The organism is Pseudomonas syringae pv. tagetis, assembly GCF_022557255.1.
In the GTDB taxonomy this organism is placed as follows: domain Bacteria; phylum Pseudomonadota; class Gammaproteobacteria; order Pseudomonadales; family Pseudomonadaceae; genus Aquipseudomonas; species Aquipseudomonas caricapapayae.
In genome coordinates, this window is the sequence record NZ_CP092923.1 from 5,789,396 (window position 1) to 5,803,825 (window position 14,430).

Consider the following 14,430-nt stretch of genomic DNA (forward strand, 5'->3'; position numbering starts at 1 on the left):
CATACGCTGTGCAACATGGCGCGCGTGCAATCACAAAACGGGAATACCCTTATGCAACGTTTTCTAAGCATCGCGATGGCGCTGTGCATCGGGCTCACCATGAGCCTGGATGTGAACGCCGCGCGCTTCGGTGGCGGCAAGAGCATGGGCTCAGCGCCTACGCACCAGGCTCGCCAGACCGCGCCTTCCACCCCCGCGGCTGCGCCTAACGCTGCCGGTCGCCCTGCACCTGCCGCAAGCGGTGCGTCGCGCTGGCTGGGCCCATTGGCCGGTATCGCTGCCGGTGGCCTGCTCGCGTCGATGTTCATGGGTGACGGCTTCAACGGCCTGCAACTGTTCGACATCCTGATCATGGGCCTCATCGCCTTTCTGATCTTCCGCTTCATTGCACGCCGTCGTCAGCAGCAACAGCCAAAAATGGCCGCTGCCGGTGCACCGTACCAGCGTGAAAGCAGCCAGCCTGCGCAGAATCCGATCTTCGGCAGTTCGTCGTCAGCCTCCGCGGCACCGGTGATCAATGCGCCGGCCTGGTTCAATGAGGAGCGTTTTCTGGAAGCGGCTCGCGGGCATTTCCAGTCGCTGCAGCAGCACTGGGACGCCAACGAGATGGACAAGATTGCCGAGTTCGTCACCCCGCAAATGCTGCAGTTCCTGAAAAAGGAACGCGCGGACCTGGGCGACGGCTTCCAGTCGACCTACATCGACAACCTTCAGGTTCAACTGGACGGCGTGGACGATCGTGCCGACAAGACCATCGCCACCCTGACCTTCTCGGGCGTGTCCAAGACATCGCGTTTCGACCAGGGTGAAGTGTTCAGCGAAAGCTGGAACATGGAACGTCCGCAAGGCGATAACCAGCCTTGGCTGGTAGCAGGAATTCGCCAGAACGGTTGAACCAGATTCCTTTCTCGCGTTCAGAACCCCGGACATGTCCGGGGTTTTTTGTTTATCCGTTCGGATAGTTATTTTGAGAAAGGCTTTACGCTACTGTATAACCCGCGCCATCAAGTGAGAGGATCTGTGTCGTGGAAGAAGTCATCGAACAACTGCGTGAAGCGAACGAACCGGTCCCGGTTCCGCTTGAGCTGCCAGACGAAGACCAACTGGTCGAAATTGAAGAACAACTGTTCATCAATATTCCATTCGTCTTCAAAGAGTTTCTCCTGACAGTCAGCGATGTGGTGTACGGCAGCCTTGAGCCCGTCACCGTCACCGATCCGCAGTCGCACACCTATTTGCCGGACGTGGCTGCCACGGCCTGGGATCTGGGCGTGCCACGCGAGCTGATTCCGATCTGCCAGGACGGCGACGATTACTACTGCGTCGAAGAAGACGGCACGGTAGTGCTGTGGTCCGCCGAAGAAGAACTGGTCACTGAAGAAAGCTGGGAGTCGGTCTGGCACTGGGCCCGGGATGTCTGGCTGGAAAGCTGAGACGCCCTTGTGCCGCAGGCCGTGAGGATCTCCGGGCTCAGTGCCCGGATGATTCCTGATTGTTACCCAGCGTCTCCAGCAGCGCGATCTGCATCCGCGTATGTACACGGATCAACCAGCGCCAGAGCAATGCCGCAACCAGCGCGGCAATCAGGGCAATGACCAGCAGCAGTTCGTTGGCCGGCAGAATGCTTGCAGACAACGCCGCCAGCATCACGAAGATCACCACCAGTGACAACAGCGGAATCACCTCCGCCACCACCTTTCGGACACGTACGGTATGGCGCCCCGCCATCTCGGGTTTCACGCCCATCTCCGCCAGTAACATCGACAACGCCTTGAGCTTGCGATACGCGGCAATCAAAAACGGCAGCGACAGCAGCAGCGCCGCACCGCAGATCCAGGCCTTCTGATGGCTGACATCCACCACCCACTCGTCCATGTACCCGCCAAGATGCTCGGCGAAGTAGGCCCCGCTGAAGAAAATGGCCATCACCAGCGCCAGATTGACGCCGACCTGCAAAAGAATCCGCCGGATCATTCCGGCGAGCACCGCGCTCTGTCCTTGCGGCTGGATGCTGCGCAGCCACTCGCCGTACATACCGAACACCCGCGCAATTCGCCGGGGCATTATCGACGCCAGTTTGTGTGACAACGGATCGGCACCGCGAATAAGGTACGGTGTCAGCAAGGTCGTAATGGCTGATACCGCTACAGCCACTGGATAGAGAAAATCGCTGGTCACCTGCAGGGTCATGCCCAGTGCCGCGATGATGAAGGAAAACTCGCCAATCTGTGACAGCCCCATCCCCACGCGCAGTGAAGTACGACCATCATTGCCCGCGATAAAAGCCCCCAGGCCACAGGACAACATCTTGCCCAGCACCACGGCCACGGTGATCACAGCAATCGGCCAGGCATATTCGAGCAGGATTTTCGGGTCGATCATCAAGCCGATGGCGACGAAAAAGATAGCGCTGAACATGTCGCGAACCGGCTCGATCAATCGTTCGATCTTCAGCAGTTCACGCGACTCGGCCATGATTGCGCCGATCAGGAAGGCCCCCAGCACCATGCTGTATTCCAGCTTGACCACCAGCAAACAGAAACCGAAACACAGGCCCAGCACGGTAATCAGCAACATTTCATTGCTTTCGAACCTGGCGACGTAGGACAGCAATCGAGGCACCAGCAGGATACCGACCACCAACGCCACGATCATGAACAGCGACAGTTTGCCGACCGTGGAAAACACTTCCCCCGAACTGACTGAACCGCTGACTGCGATGCCCGACAACAACGCAATAATGCCGATGCCGAGAATGTCTTCCACGATCAGCACACCGAAAATAAGCTGTGCGAAGTGCTGGTTCTTCATCTTCAGGTCGTTGAGCGCTTTGACGATGATGGTGGTGGAAGAAATCGCCAGAATAGCGCCGAGGAACAGCGAATCCATGGTTTTCCAGCCGAAGAACTGCCCGATCTCATAGCCAATCCAGATCATCAGGGCAATTTCCAGAAAGGCCGCGATGAACGCCGTTGCGCCGACCTTGAACAACTTGCGCAGGCTGAACTCCAGCCCGAGACAGAACATCAGGAAGATGACCCCCAGTTCGGCCAGGATCTTGATGGTGTCCTCGTCGTGAATCAGGCTGACCGGTGGCGTATGCGGACCGATGATGAAACCGGCCACGATATAGCCCAGCACTACCGGCTGCCTGAGACGATGAAAGAGAATGGTCACCACGCCAGCCACCAGCATGATCACTGCCAGGTCCTGAATGAAATTGATGGCATGCATGGGGGTACGGCTCCTTGTGGGTGATGACTCCTCGAACTGCTGGCGCTGTTCTTGAAACGGCGTCGGCTGGCAGTCGCGCCATCAAATTCTGATGAAAGCGTGGGAAAATTCCCGATCCACGGGTTTTTGCAGGTTAACACCGCCCCCTTCGACATAAAGCCGGTGCAATATATGGAAACAGATAGTTATGACGCGTGACGGCCGCCTGCTGGCCGGCGTCCCGATAACTGTCGCAAGCCCCTTGAACGCCAGCATAGGCGTCCCTTGAACACCTTGACCGTGTGAGTACGCTATGGAACCCGGAAACGCCCAGCTGTCGATGACTGTATTGATGACCCCGGACATGGCCAACTTCTCTGGCAATGTCCACGGCGGTACGTTGCTCAAGTATCTGGACGAAGTGGCCTACGCGTGTGCCAGCCGCTACGCCGGGCGCTATGTGGTGACGCTGTCGGTGGACCAGGTAATTTTTCGCGAGCCGGTGCATGTTGGCGAACTGGTGACCTTCCTTGCGTCGGTCAATTACACCGGCAATACCTCCATGGAGGTGGGCATCAAGGTGGTCACCGAAAACATCCGCGAACGCTCGGTACGCCATTCCAACAGTTGCTTTTTCACCATGGTCGCCGTGGACGATAACCGCAAACCCGCCAGCGTTCCGCCTCTTGAACCGGAAACCCCGGAAGGCAAACGTCGTTTTATCCAGGCACAGCAACGCCGCCAGATTCGTCAGGAACTGGAAAAACGTTATCAGGACATCAAGGAAGAAGCGCTGTAATGAACCGGCTCAGGCACCAATGCCTGAGCCGGTTCAGGTTAAAGACGCACTGCGTCGAACTTCACCCGCGGGTGCGCGATACGATCCTGGGCGCGCACCAGTTCCAGCTCATAGCTGCCGCAGGCCTGGGTCTCCAGCAGCACTTCGTGGACGGCTGCCGCGGCGAACTCGAATGCTGCGACCAGGTCGTCGCCCAATAGCACTCGTGACAGAAACAACCCGGACGTCAGATCGCCCACACCGACTGGCTGACGCGGAAAAGCCAATAACGGGCGACGCAGGTGCCAGCTTGCCTGCGCCGTCACCAGCAGCATTTCAAACACGTCGGCAGCCTTGCCGGGGTAATCGAGGTGTTTGACGACCACCGCTTTGGGCCCACGTGCCAGCAAGGCCCGCGCCATCGCCACGCAGTCGGAGAGTGATTCGGGCTTGCGGCCCGAGAAGCTGTCCAGCTCCAGCTGGTTGGGGCACATGAAATCCGCCATGGCCGCTGCCTCTTCCAGCAGGAAGTCGCTGACTTCTGGCGCAACAATGCAGCCTTTTTCAGGGTGGCCCATCACCGGGTCGCACAGGTACAGCGCCTTCGGGTTGGCAGTCTTGATGCGCGCCACACCGGTCAGGATCGCCCTGCCCTGCGCCGCACTGCCCAGATACCCGGAAAGCACGGCGTCGCAGTTGCCCAGCTCGCCGATGGCGGCAATCCCGTCGATCAGTGCCGGAATCTGCTGCGGGGCCAGCACTTCGCCTGTCCACTGCTTGTATTGCGTGTGGTTGGAGAACTGCACGGTATTGAGCGGCCAGACATTGACCCCGATACGCTGCATCGGGAACACCGCTGCGCTGTTGCCGGCGTGGCCGAACACCACATGGGACTGGATAGCGAGCAAGTGAGGCGTACGTTTCATGGGGGGCGGAATCCTGAACACGATGCAAATGCAATTATGAGAAATATAAGTTGCACAGTATGGCTGTAAATCACTCAGGACAGTTAAGCTGGTGACTCCTACGCTGGAGCACTCTGTCATGCTGACCCTGGGAAACATTTTCGTGCTGATGCTGTTCGCGAGCGCTGCGGCCTGGTGGTGGCATGCCCATGGTCTGCGAGAAAAAGCGCTGGCCCGGGTCAAGCAGCATTGCGCACGCCTTGAACTGCAACTGCTGGACGACGCGGTTGCCCTGCGCCGTCTGACCTTTGCCCTGGACGCTCAGGGCCGCAAGCGTCTGGCACGCGTCTATGGTTTCGAGTTCACGGTAACCGGCGAGCAACGTCATCCCGGCACGATCACCATGTTTGGCGCGCACACTGCGCAAATCGAACTGGCACCCTACCCGTTTGAAATCAAAACGCCACCACCTAGCGCCGAGATTATTCAAATGAGCGAGTGGCGGCAATCTCATCAGAAGTGGAAGCAGTAAGCGCGCACGGTGCTCGTTGCCGCGATTCAGTGCTGATGTCCGACTGACTATCGTACCAATGCTCCGCGTTGGCATGCCGTTCCGGACGCTCCGCGTCCTGCCCTCAGCAAGCCACTAACACCCGTCACACCAGACACTCCGCCATCTGCGCCTGTAACTCATCCACATTCTGCGCCACGGAAAAGATCAATTCCAGACGTGAATCCTGACGCCACTCGCTGATCTGCCACGCCAGCGGAGCACCATCCACGACGTTGCCGGAATACCAGCCGCCCTCGCTGTGGATAACCATCTTGGCTCGTCGCCACTCAAGGCCTTCCAGCCAGTGCAACACGCGCTGCAGGTCGAAGCGCTGCGAAGGATGCCAACGCCAACCGATGCTCCAGCCGTCGTTGCTGACCTGACTCAGACAGATCGGCACCTTTGGATCAGCCCATAGCGCCGGCAATTGGCCGACGCCGCCGGGCAGCGTCAGTTTATCCACAGCCTGGTTATCCACAGCCGACACACTGCCGAAGCCAGGCAGGCGGTCCAGTGGCAATTCTCCATGGCGGGTCCAGGTCAAGGCATGCGGCGTCATTTGCTCAGTCAATGTCTGGCGAGAGACTTCATCCAGTTGCTCGGACTTGTTCATGACCAGCAGGCCTGCACCGGCCAGCGCTTCCTGCTGAGTGATCGGCAGTGGCTGCCCGGCGAGCATTGCCTTTGCGTCCAGCACCATCACGCCGGGCTGAACATCCAGTACACCGCGCCAGGGTGCCTCGCGCAGTTGTTTCATCAGTTGCGCAGGATGGCCGAGCCCCGAGGGTTCGATCAGCAGACGATCAGGCCGGGCTTTGCGCAACAAACGCCCCAGGCCGATCTGGAAAGGCACGCCGTTGACGCAGCACAGGCAGCCGCCAGCCACTTCGCCAAGTGCGATACCATCGGCATCCGTGGCCAGCAACGCGGCATCCAGGCCAATCTGGCCGAACTCATTGATCAACACGGCCCAGCGTTCATGAGCGGGTTTCTGCGCCAGCAGGCGCTTGATCAGACTGGTCTTGCCGGCACCCAGAGGGCCACCGATGACATGCGTCGGTATGTTTTGCAGCATGGGATCACTTTTGACGAATGCGTGGGTCATTGAAGAGCAAGGAAGGGTAACGATGCAAGTGATGTGGCTGTCTGCCCGCATGGCACTGATGCTGCTGGTAGTGTGTTCAGGTACGGCGTGGGCCGAGGCCTGCCTGGTTCACAGCCAGGCCGAAAGGCTTGATGTAAAAGTCTGCCAGGAAAATATCAATATTCCGCCAAACCTGTTCCACGACAGTTTCTGCAAGCCACAGCTGGCCGGGCAAAAGACCGAAACAACCTACTCGCAACAGTGCCCGGCAGGCGCCTTCGGCGTCTGCCGCAATGCGCAGGTCGCCAATCTGCCGTATCGCGAGCACATTCACTACTACGGCGTCGCTGGCGACGCGCTGTACCTCACGCCTTTCTGTGAAGGCCAGAGCAAGGGGCAATGGATAACACCTGAATAAATTCAGGCAAGCCAGTCCAGGGTCAGAATCAACCTGCGCTTGTTACGCAGCAGTTGCGGCGAGCGGTGGATCAAACCGAAGCCTTCATTGCCATGCCAGCGTTCGCCCTTGAGCAGTGCCACTTCTCCGCTGTTGATTTGCCGAATGTCGGCAGCGCTGGTGGGCTCGGCGTCCAGTTGACCGAGGTGTTTGCGATCCATCACCCCTTCGTGCAGCCATTGGCTGCCAACGCCGCCATATGTGGTGATAAGGCGCACCGGCACATGATCGACATGAAAGCGCGGGCACATGGCCTTGTCGAGTACCCGCAGGCGCAAGCCAACGCACTCTGCGCCCAACAGACAGGCGTAGGCACTGACCAGCCAGGAAACATCGGCAATGAAGCCCTGATAACCCTGCAGATCGGAATATCCTCGCGCCAGCGCACTCAGGTCAGGGTCGACTTCGCCCCCTTTCACTTCCAGAGTCATGGACTCGGCAAGAGGCTCGCCCATCGACAGCAGCAAGGCACCGAAATCTTCTATGTGCGCCGGTAATTGACGCTGCCAGACCGCGAGGTTGACGCCATCCTGCAGAATCTCGCTCAATACTTCAGGGGCGCTGCCCTGCGCCTGACGAACGGCAGCTCTCGGCTCCAGACGATAGGCCAGCATCAGGCAGCCACCTCTTCTTCGTACCAGTTGCCGAAAGGATCGGCCAGCGTGCGCCAGCGCTCTACACCCTCCGCCAGCTCGGCATCCGTGAGTAGACAATTGTCCAGCTCGGCCGTCAGCAAGGCAAAGTCGATGTTCTGGCCGATGAACACCAGTTCCTGGCGACAGTCGCCGGTTTCGGTTGACCAGTTCTCCAGGATGGACCTGACACTTTCCCTGTCCTCGGGCCAGCCGTCGCGCGTCACGAAACGCCACCAGCGTCCGGCAAAGCCATGGCGCATCAAGCCGCCCGCCTGTGACCAGCTGCCCGCATCCTTGTACTTGTTGGCCAGCCAGAAGAAGCCCTTGGAGCGCAGCAACTTGCCGTTGGTCCACGGACGATTGATGAAATTGAAAAAGCGCTCCGGGTGAAACGGGCGACGAGCGCGATAGGCCGTTGATGCGATGCCGTACTCTTCGGTTTCCGGAACATGTTCGCCGCGCATTTCCTTGAGCCAGCCGGGTGCCCGGGAAGCACGTTCAAAGTCGAAGCGTCCGGTGTTGAGAATCCTCGCCAGTGGAACCTGGCCCATCACCATCGGCACGATTTCAGCTTCGGGGTTCAGGCGTTTCAAAATGGCCATCAGCTCCTCGCGCTCGCTGGAACTGATCAGGTCAATCTTACTGAGCAGAATGACGTCGGCAAATTCGATCTGCTCGATCAGCAGGTCGGTGATCGAACGGTCATCGTCGTCACCCAGGCTTTCCCCACGCGTGGATAAACCGTCTGCCGCCTCGTAATCAAGCATGAAGTTCACGCCATCTACGACGGTGACCATCGTGTCCAGGCGGGCGAGATCCATCAGGCTTTTGCCAGCCTCATCACGGAAGGTGAAGGTCTCGGCCACTGGCAACGGTTCGGAGATCCCGGTGGACTCAATCAACAGGTAGTCAAAACGGCCATCCTGCGCGAGGCGGCTGACCTCTTCGAGCAAGTCTTCACGCAAGGTGCAGCAGATGCAGCCATTGCTCATCTCGATCAGCTTTTCTTCGGCGCGATTCAGGCTGACATCGCGCTGAACTTCACTGCCATCGATATTGATCTCACTCATGTCATTGACGATCACGGCAACCCGCAGATTTTCACGATTGCGCAGCACGTAATTGAGTAAAGTGCTTTTACCGGCGCCAAGAAAACCGGACAGGACGGTAACGGGTAGAAGATTGGCCATCAGGATTCTCCAGGCAGCTGCAAGGCTTTGGCCTTGTTCATGTCGACTGCAACGAATCCCTCAGGCAGCCGACGCTAATCACATCGAGATGTTATAGTATAACAAGTCAGAATAGCTACAGCTTTGGTGAAGGGATCTTCATGAAACGGGTTTCAACAGGCTTGATCGCGCTGCTCATCAGCACGCATTTGATGGCGTCACCACCCAGACCTTCTGCCGATCTCGCCACCTGTACCCGTAGCGCAACGGTGCTTGCCTGCAAAGACGCATCAGGCAACAGCTACAGCGTGGCCACTGCAGGATCAACGACCTGGCTAAAGGGTTACGAGAAGCTCGATAAGCGTCGCTGGGCGCAAACCAACAGTCGCTATGGTCAACTGACGTTTTTTACCGGGCTGGCGTCCAATGGCGAAACCTGGATAGGCACCGTCCAGCGCGTAGGCTGGACGACCATTACGCGGGTATCCAGCTCAAGCGGCACACGCAGCAAGTTCACCTGCAGCCGACTGAACGGCTGCCGCTGATTTGGTCAGACTTGCTGCTCTTGTTTCTGCGCCTGTAACCAGGCCATGTGCGAGTCCACCGGCGGGTTACGCTGGAAGTAGCGCTGCAAGCCGTCGAACAAACCATCTGCAACCGCCTGTTGGTGGCGCGCGGTGACCAGACGCTGACTGTCGCGACTGTTGGAGATAAATCCGGTTTCGACCAGAATCGACGGCACATCCGGTGATTTGAGAACGGCGAACCCGGCCTGCTCCACGCGCTTCTGATGCAGCGTGGTGATGCCTTCCAGACTGCCTAGCACGGTGTGGCCCAGTTGCAGACTGGCGGCAATGGTGGCGTTCATCGACATGTCGAGAATCACCCCGGCGAGCATCGGATCCTTGTCCTTCAGGTTGAGCAGCGACGTCGCACCCAACAAGTCTGCACCGTTTTCCCGCTGAGCCATGAAGCGTGCCGTTGCCGAGGTTGCTCCGCCTTCTGAAAGGGCAAACACCGAAGCACCAGATGCCGTCAGACGAGGCGCAGCATCAGCGTGAACAGAGATGAACATGTCGGCGTTGGACTTGTGCGCGAACTCGACGCGCTTGCGCAGCGGTACGAAGAAGTCATCGTTGCGCACCAGACGTACGTCGAAGCCCTTCTCGCGCTTCAAGCGCCTGGCCAGCAACTGGGCGATGGAAAGCACGACATCTTTCTCGCGCTCGCCCCGTGAACCCACGGCACCCGGGTCCTTGCCGCCGTGACCGGCATCGACCACCACCATGATGTCGCGTCCGGTGTGCGCCTTGCTCTGGATCGGTACAGGCACCGGCGGCGGTAGCTCAGCCATCTGCACCGGGGCACGAGCCGTAGAACTCATGTCCAGTACCAGCCGATGCCCCTGCCCGCCTTCCGGCCCGAGCAGGAAACTGTTGAGTTGTACCGGCGCGGTAAGGTCCAGCACGATACGTGTATCGTCACCCTGGCCGTAGTGCCCGGAGCGAATGGATTTGATAACCGTACGGTCCAGTGCCAGCTGGCTGAAGTCACCGGTCAGACGTGAACCGCTGACATCAATGATCAGACGGTCAGGTGCAGTAAGCGTGAAGGTTTTGTATTGAACCGGGCCGCTCAGATCAAGAACCAGCCGAAGTTTGTCGTTGGTACGCCACAGCCGGGCGTTACGAATCTGTGTGGCGTACGCACCCAACGGCAACGTCAGAGCCGCGCTGGCCAGCAGCATGTTGAGCAACACTTGGCGTCGGTGCATGGAACGTCTCAAAGAGCAAATTGAGCATCCCGGCTCACGAAGGGTTCATCCACATCATTAGTAACAATATAACATGCAGTTACGGACGAAAGATGAAGCCCTTCATGAAGATTCCGTCATCTGGCACCGCTGTAGCAGCGACAAAAAGTCATCACCTGAAGACGGCGTGTTCCACGTGGAACATAAGTCTCTGAATTTGATCAGGTACGCGGAGCCACATTGCCACACTGCGGGCCCAGCCACACGGCTCGAGTATCCATGCTTCCGTTCTGTTGCTGACCAGTGGCGTTGAATGTACCCACCACGTTCGTGGTGAATTCACGATCGCTCAGGAATTTCGCCTGCCCGGTACCTTGAGCTTTCGGGCAACTGAACTGGAAGTTCCAGGTCTTGCCGTTTCTTGCAGTGATCTTTTGCGTGCATCCGGAAGCCGGATCAGTCAGCGGGATATCGTCCGACTGTACTTGAGCCTGTGTCAGGCAGGCTCTCACGCCTTTGCCGCCGAGCGTGACGCCTTGCTTCTTCATCATCTGTTCCATCATGGCGCGCTGCTCAGGCGGCAGGTTCTGCAATTGCCCCAGCATCAACTGCATGTCCGGCAGTTGTTGTCCGTCCACCTTCATATTGCTCGACGTCAGCTCCCACAAACCCGGCTGCAGCATTTGAGCTTGAGCCAGAGGGGTAGCCAGGCAAAACATCCAGGCCAACATACGTTTGTTCATTTCAAGATTCCTGATGGACGATTGCAGATGTAAACGAGGCCAGAGTCATCCAGCCGAAAGATAAGCCTTAGACGGCACGGGGACCGCCCAGTTGCACCGGGAATAAAATAGCGACATTCGAGTCCAGCTGTGGTCTGTTAGGCAGCAAAGGCGAGGAGCATTGTTTCACATGGATTATCACGACCCGTACTTTTTCGGTTATGTCCTCGGTTTCATTCATTTGCTCGGCACAGGTGCAGCCATTCACGCATTGCTGACTGTGCGAACCTCTCAAGGGGCGATTGCCTGGGCGATGCCGCTGCTGTTCATCCCCTACTTCACCCTGCTGCCTTATCTTGTGTTCGGCAGAAGCTCGTTCGACGCCTATATCAAGGCGCGTCGCCAAGCCAATCAGGAAATGCGAATTGCGATTGGCAGCCTGAACTGGCGGCCCTGGATCGAGGAGGCTGTAGCAGCGCGCCGCTCGGATGCCTATGCGGCACTGCGTGCGATGCCCAAACTGGGGAACATGCCTGCACTGGCCAACAATAAGGTCAGGCTGTTGATTAACGGCGAAGAAACTTTCGGGGCGATTTTTAAAGCCATCGGCGAGGCTAAAAAAACCATTCTGATTCAGTTCTTCATCATTCATGACGACAAGCTGGGTCGTCAGCTGCAAACCCTGCTGCTGGAAAAAGCTGCCGAGGGCGTAGCTATCTTTGTGCTTTACGACCGGATCGGCAGCCACGCCTTGCCGGGCAGCTATATCGACACCTTGCGCGACGGTGGTGTGCAGATAAAAGCCTTTGCCACGCGTGGCGGCTGGCTCAATCGCTTTCAGATCAACTTCCGCAACCACCGCAAGATCGTTGTTGTCGATGGCCTGAAGGGCTATATGGGCGGGCATAACGTCGGTGATGAATACATGGGGCTGAAGCCACCGCTGGCTCCGTGGCGCGATACCCATGTAGAAGTCATCGGCCCGGTAGTCGCCTGTCTGCAGGAGTCGTTCGCCGAAGACTGGTTCTGGGCCACTCGCGAACTGCCACCGCTGAGTCTGCCTGACGAATTTCCCGAAGACGGTGTGCTCTGTCAGTTGCTGACCAGTGGTCCGGCCGATGCACAGGAAACCTGCTCGCTGTTCTTCGTAGAAGCCATCCACGCTGCCGAAGAGCGAGTGTGGATCACCAGTCCTTATTTCATCCCGGACGAAGCTGTGACCGCCGCTCTGACCCTGGCTGTGCTACGCGGGGTGGATGTGCGCCTGCTGCTGCCCTCGCGCCCCGATCATTACGTGGTGTACGCAGCCTCCAGCCTGTACGCCTTCGATGCGGTGCGTGCCGGCGTGCGAGTATTCCGATACGAACCGGGCTTTCTGCACCAGAAGGTCGTGCTGGTCGATAACGAAATCACTGCAATAGGCAGCGCAAACCTCGACAACCGCTCGTTCCGCCTCAACTTCGAACTGATGCTGCTGACCGTCGACAGCGACTTTTCCCGTCAGGTCGAAGCCATGCTCACTGCCGATTTCGCCCTCGCGCGAGAAATATCCATCCAGGAAAGCCACGAGACACGACGCCTTCATCAGTTAGGCATGCGCGTTGCGAGGCTGATCTCGCCGATTTTGTGAGGACAGCCAATTGCGATAGTCACTGCGCTGTGAACATTGGATAAACAGTACGAAAGCCGTCTTGCGCCCAGGCTCTGCAAACTCCCAGAGCCTCGGCATTGGTCACCACCGTTCACCGATAAATATCCTCCCGCGTCAGCGGCAGCCCGGTCTTGCCGTCGGCAAAGGGTTTGACCGCGAGTATCTGGTGCAGATTGATCCAGCCCTTGGCAAATCCATAGGCACAGCCTGCCAGATACAGACGCCATATCCGCAGGGTATGTTCGGGCACGATGCGGGCCGCTTCATCGAGCCGGGCTTCAAGCCGTGCGCTCCAGTGTTCGAGGGTTCTGGCGTAGTGCGGACGCAAGCTCTCCACGTCGACCACTTCCAACCCGGCTTCGCTGATATGGGCGCTGATCATTGCCAGATGCGGCAGCTCGCCATTGGGAAATACATAGCGGTCGATGAACTCACCGGCACCGCGCCCGACAGGACGACCGTCTGTATGCCGCGCGGTAATACCGTGGTTCATCACCAGCCCGCCCTCCTTTACTGCCCCGAACAGACACTGTGCGTACAACGGCAGATTGGCGTGCCCTACATGCTCGAACATACCGACGCTGACCACCTTGTCGAAGCGTGCATCCTGCGGCAGGTCGCGGTAGTCAAGCAATTGCAGATCGACCTTGTCTTCCAGGTCTTCGGCTTTCACCCGCTCACGGGCCAGCGCCAATTGTTGCTGGCTCAGTGTGATGCCGAAGACCTTGACGCCGTATTCGCTAGCGGCAAACCGTGCCAGGCCGCCCCATCCACACCCTACGTCCAACAGGTATTCACCCGGTTTGAGCCGCAGCTTGCGACACAGGTGATGGAATTTATCCTGCTGCGCCCGTTCCAGCGATTCGTCACCGGTCCTGAAATATGCGCATGAGTAGACCATCTCTCTGTCGAGCCAGAGCTGGTAGAACTCGTTGGATACATCGTAGTGGTAGGCAATCGACGCCGCGTCGGTGTCCTTGTCATGCTGAACGCGGGCCGGGTTTTCGGCACTGTCATCATCGTCCAGCAGCGCATGAGTCAGTTCATCGCACACCCGGACAACTTCGCTGATCGAACCTTCCAGCTCCAGCCGCCCCTCAACGAACGCACTGCCGAGCAGGCCCAGGCTGGGATGGTTGAAGTCGGAGACCAGTTGCGGATCCTTGACGACTATCGTGACGCTGGGCGCAGGCCCAAGGTCCATCTGATGACCGTCCCAGAGCTTGAGCCGTAGCGGCAGGTGCAGGCTCTGCAGGGTCGTTGGAAGTTGTGTAAGCATTCAAAATCACCCCCTTATCCAGAAACTCAAAAAGAGTAATCCAGCAAGGACCCCGCAACAGGGCCCGCAAAGGCTATTGGCGACGGCAAAACTGCAATGAATCAACTTCGGGGAACAGCCCTGTGCCCACTGATTCGAGCCGAAAGACAGCCTGAATTTGGATCACACACTGAAACACAGCGCTTAATCTGTAACAGAATTCGTCAAAGCTCAAGCCGTTTTAAATCGCTG

The 14,430-nt window shown here is 58.2% G+C and carries 15 protein-coding genes; 7 read left to right on the forward strand and 8 right to left on the reverse strand.

Annotated elements, in window-relative coordinates; genetic code table 11:
- The first annotated feature begins 51 nt into the window (after positions 1-51).
- Both MME58_RS25920 and MME58_RS25925 read left to right on the forward strand, forming a co-directional pair.
- Positions 52-894 (forward strand): Tim44 domain-containing protein, encoded by an 843-nt coding sequence (locus MME58_RS25920; RefSeq protein WP_054986498.1) that lies wholly within the window; start codon positions 52-54, stop codon positions 892-894.
- Between the two features lie 131 nt (positions 895-1,025).
- Entirely contained in the window at positions 1,026-1,433 is a 408-nt protein-coding gene (locus MME58_RS25925) for an SMI1/KNR4 family protein (protein WP_004659120.1), read from the forward strand.
- A 37-nt stretch (positions 1,434-1,470) separates the two neighbouring features.
- Here MME58_RS25925 and MME58_RS25930 read toward each other — a convergent pair whose 3' ends face one another.
- Positions 1,471-3,234 carry a cation:proton antiporter gene (locus MME58_RS25930; RefSeq protein ID WP_055006639.1) on the reverse strand — a complete coding sequence of 588 codons (1,764 nt, stop codon included), beginning with the start codon at positions 3,232-3,234 and terminating at the stop codon, positions 1,471-1,473.
- A gap of 292 nt (positions 3,235-3,526) precedes the next feature.
- On the opposite strand from MME58_RS25930, the gene MME58_RS25935 reads away from it, so the two are divergent.
- Positions 3,527-4,012: an acyl-CoA thioesterase gene (locus MME58_RS25935; RefSeq protein ID WP_002555921.1), complete on the forward strand. Its 486-nt coding sequence runs from the start codon at positions 3,527-3,529 to the stop codon at positions 4,010-4,012.
- 38 nt (positions 4,013-4,050) lie between these two features.
- On the opposite strand, the gene pdxY is transcribed toward MME58_RS25935, so the two are convergent.
- The gene (pdxY, locus tag MME58_RS25940) at positions 4,051-4,917 is read right to left on the reverse strand and encodes a pyridoxal kinase PdxY (RefSeq protein WP_054984310.1); all 867 of its coding nucleotides are present in this window, start codon (positions 4,915-4,917) and stop codon (positions 4,051-4,053) included.
- 118 nt (positions 4,918-5,035) lie between these two features.
- Here pdxY and MME58_RS25945 point away from each other — a divergent pair, with 118 nt between their 5' ends.
- Entirely contained in the window at positions 5,036-5,428 is a 393-nt protein-coding gene (locus MME58_RS25945; protein ID WP_004659125.1) for a DUF3301 domain-containing protein, read from the forward strand.
- Between the two features lie 124 nt (positions 5,429-5,552).
- Here the strand turns inward: MME58_RS25945 and MME58_RS25950 are convergent, their stop codons facing one another.
- Positions 5,553-6,524, reverse strand: coding sequence for a CobW family GTP-binding protein (locus tag MME58_RS25950; protein ID WP_055006658.1), 972 nt, complete (start codon positions 6,522-6,524; stop codon positions 5,553-5,555).
- Positions 6,525-6,576: 52 nt separating this feature from the next.
- Here MME58_RS25950 and MME58_RS25955 point away from each other — a divergent pair, with 52 nt between their 5' ends.
- Positions 6,577-6,951: a hypothetical protein gene (locus MME58_RS25955; protein WP_055006638.1), complete on the forward strand. Its 375-nt coding sequence runs from the start codon at positions 6,577-6,579 to the stop codon at positions 6,949-6,951.
- 2 nt (positions 6,952-6,953) lie between these two features.
- On the opposite strand, the gene MME58_RS25960 is transcribed toward MME58_RS25955, so the two are convergent.
- Complete coding sequence (locus tag MME58_RS25960; protein WP_054984308.1) at positions 6,954-7,604, reverse strand: DUF1826 domain-containing protein; 651 nt, start codon at positions 7,602-7,604, stop codon at positions 6,954-6,956.
- Positions 7,604-8,815 carry a zinc metallochaperone GTPase ZigA gene (gene zigA, locus MME58_RS25965; protein ID WP_054984307.1) on the reverse strand — a complete coding sequence of 404 codons (1,212 nt, stop codon included), beginning with the start codon at positions 8,813-8,815 and terminating at the stop codon, positions 7,604-7,606. The genes MME58_RS25960 and zigA overlap by 1 nt, the downstream gene beginning before the upstream one ends.
- Before the next feature lie 140 nt (positions 8,816-8,955).
- Between zigA and MME58_RS25970 the strand changes: the two genes are divergently transcribed.
- Positions 8,956-9,339 carry a hypothetical protein gene (locus MME58_RS25970; RefSeq protein WP_055006637.1) on the forward strand — a complete coding sequence of 128 codons (384 nt, stop codon included), beginning with the start codon at positions 8,956-8,958 and terminating at the stop codon, positions 9,337-9,339.
- Positions 9,340-9,344: 5 nt separating this feature from the next.
- On the opposite strand, the gene MME58_RS25975 is transcribed toward MME58_RS25970, so the two are convergent.
- Both MME58_RS25975 and MME58_RS25980 read right to left on the reverse strand, forming a co-directional pair.
- The gene (locus MME58_RS25975; protein WP_054984305.1) at positions 9,345-10,568 is read right to left on the reverse strand and encodes an N-acetylmuramoyl-L-alanine amidase; all 1,224 of its coding nucleotides are present in this window, start codon (positions 10,566-10,568) and stop codon (positions 9,345-9,347) included.
- Between the two features lie 200 nt (positions 10,569-10,768).
- The gene (locus tag MME58_RS25980) at positions 10,769-11,290 is read right to left on the reverse strand and encodes a DUF3617 domain-containing protein (protein WP_054984304.1); all 522 of its coding nucleotides are present in this window, start codon (positions 11,288-11,290) and stop codon (positions 10,769-10,771) included.
- Positions 11,291-11,459: 169 nt separating this feature from the next.
- On the opposite strand from MME58_RS25980, the gene cls reads away from it, so the two are divergent.
- On the forward strand, positions 11,460-12,899 hold the full coding sequence (gene cls / locus MME58_RS25985) for a cardiolipin synthase (protein WP_054984303.1): 1,440 nt from the start codon (positions 11,460-11,462) through the stop codon (positions 12,897-12,899).
- Positions 12,900-13,011: 112 nt separating this feature from the next.
- Here cls and cfaB read toward each other — a convergent pair whose 3' ends face one another.
- Positions 13,012-14,199 (reverse strand): C17 cyclopropane fatty acid synthase CfaB, encoded by a 1,188-nt coding sequence (cfaB, locus tag MME58_RS25990; protein WP_054984302.1) that lies wholly within the window; start codon positions 14,197-14,199, stop codon positions 13,012-13,014.
- Positions 14,200-14,430 lie beyond the last annotated feature (231 nt).

Excerpts from the sequence above, each read along its gene's own strand:
- MME58_RS25920 (WP_054986498.1), top strand. The coding sequence starts at position 52 with ATGCAACGTTTTCTAAGCATCGCGATGGCGCTGTGCATCGGGCTCACC.
- MME58_RS25930 (WP_055006639.1), bottom strand. The coding sequence starts at position 3,234 with ATGCATGCCATCAATTTCATTCAGGACCTGGCAGTGATCATGCTGGTG.
- MME58_RS25935 (WP_002555921.1), top strand. The coding sequence starts at position 3,527 with ATGGAACCCGGAAACGCCCAGCTGTCGATGACTGTATTGATGACCCCG.
- pdxY (WP_054984310.1), bottom strand. The coding sequence starts at position 4,917 with ATGAAACGTACGCCTCACTTGCTCGCTATCCAGTCCCATGTGGTGTTC.
- MME58_RS25945 (WP_004659125.1), top strand. The coding sequence starts at position 5,036 with ATGCTGACCCTGGGAAACATTTTCGTGCTGATGCTGTTCGCGAGCGCT.
- MME58_RS25950 (WP_055006658.1), bottom strand. The coding sequence starts at position 6,524 with ATGCTGCAAAACATACCGACGCATGTCATCGGTGGCCCTCTGGGTGCC.
- MME58_RS25955 (WP_055006638.1), top strand. The coding sequence starts at position 6,577 with ATGCAAGTGATGTGGCTGTCTGCCCGCATGGCACTGATGCTGCTGGTA.
- MME58_RS25960 (WP_054984308.1), bottom strand. The coding sequence starts at position 7,604 with ATGCTGGCCTATCGTCTGGAGCCGAGAGCTGCCGTTCGTCAGGCGCAG.
- zigA (WP_054984307.1), bottom strand. The coding sequence starts at position 8,815 with ATGGCCAATCTTCTACCCGTTACCGTCCTGTCCGGTTTTCTTGGCGCC.
- MME58_RS25970 (WP_055006637.1), top strand. The coding sequence starts at position 8,956 with ATGAAACGGGTTTCAACAGGCTTGATCGCGCTGCTCATCAGCACGCAT.
- MME58_RS25975 (WP_054984305.1), bottom strand. The coding sequence starts at position 10,568 with ATGCACCGACGCCAAGTGTTGCTCAACATGCTGCTGGCCAGCGCGGCT.
- MME58_RS25980 (WP_054984304.1), bottom strand. The coding sequence starts at position 11,290 with ATGAACAAACGTATGTTGGCCTGGATGTTTTGCCTGGCTACCCCTCTG.
- cls (WP_054984303.1), top strand. The coding sequence starts at position 11,460 with ATGGATTATCACGACCCGTACTTTTTCGGTTATGTCCTCGGTTTCATT.
- cfaB (WP_054984302.1), bottom strand. The coding sequence starts at position 14,199 with ATGCTTACACAACTTCCAACGACCCTGCAGAGCCTGCACCTGCCGCTA.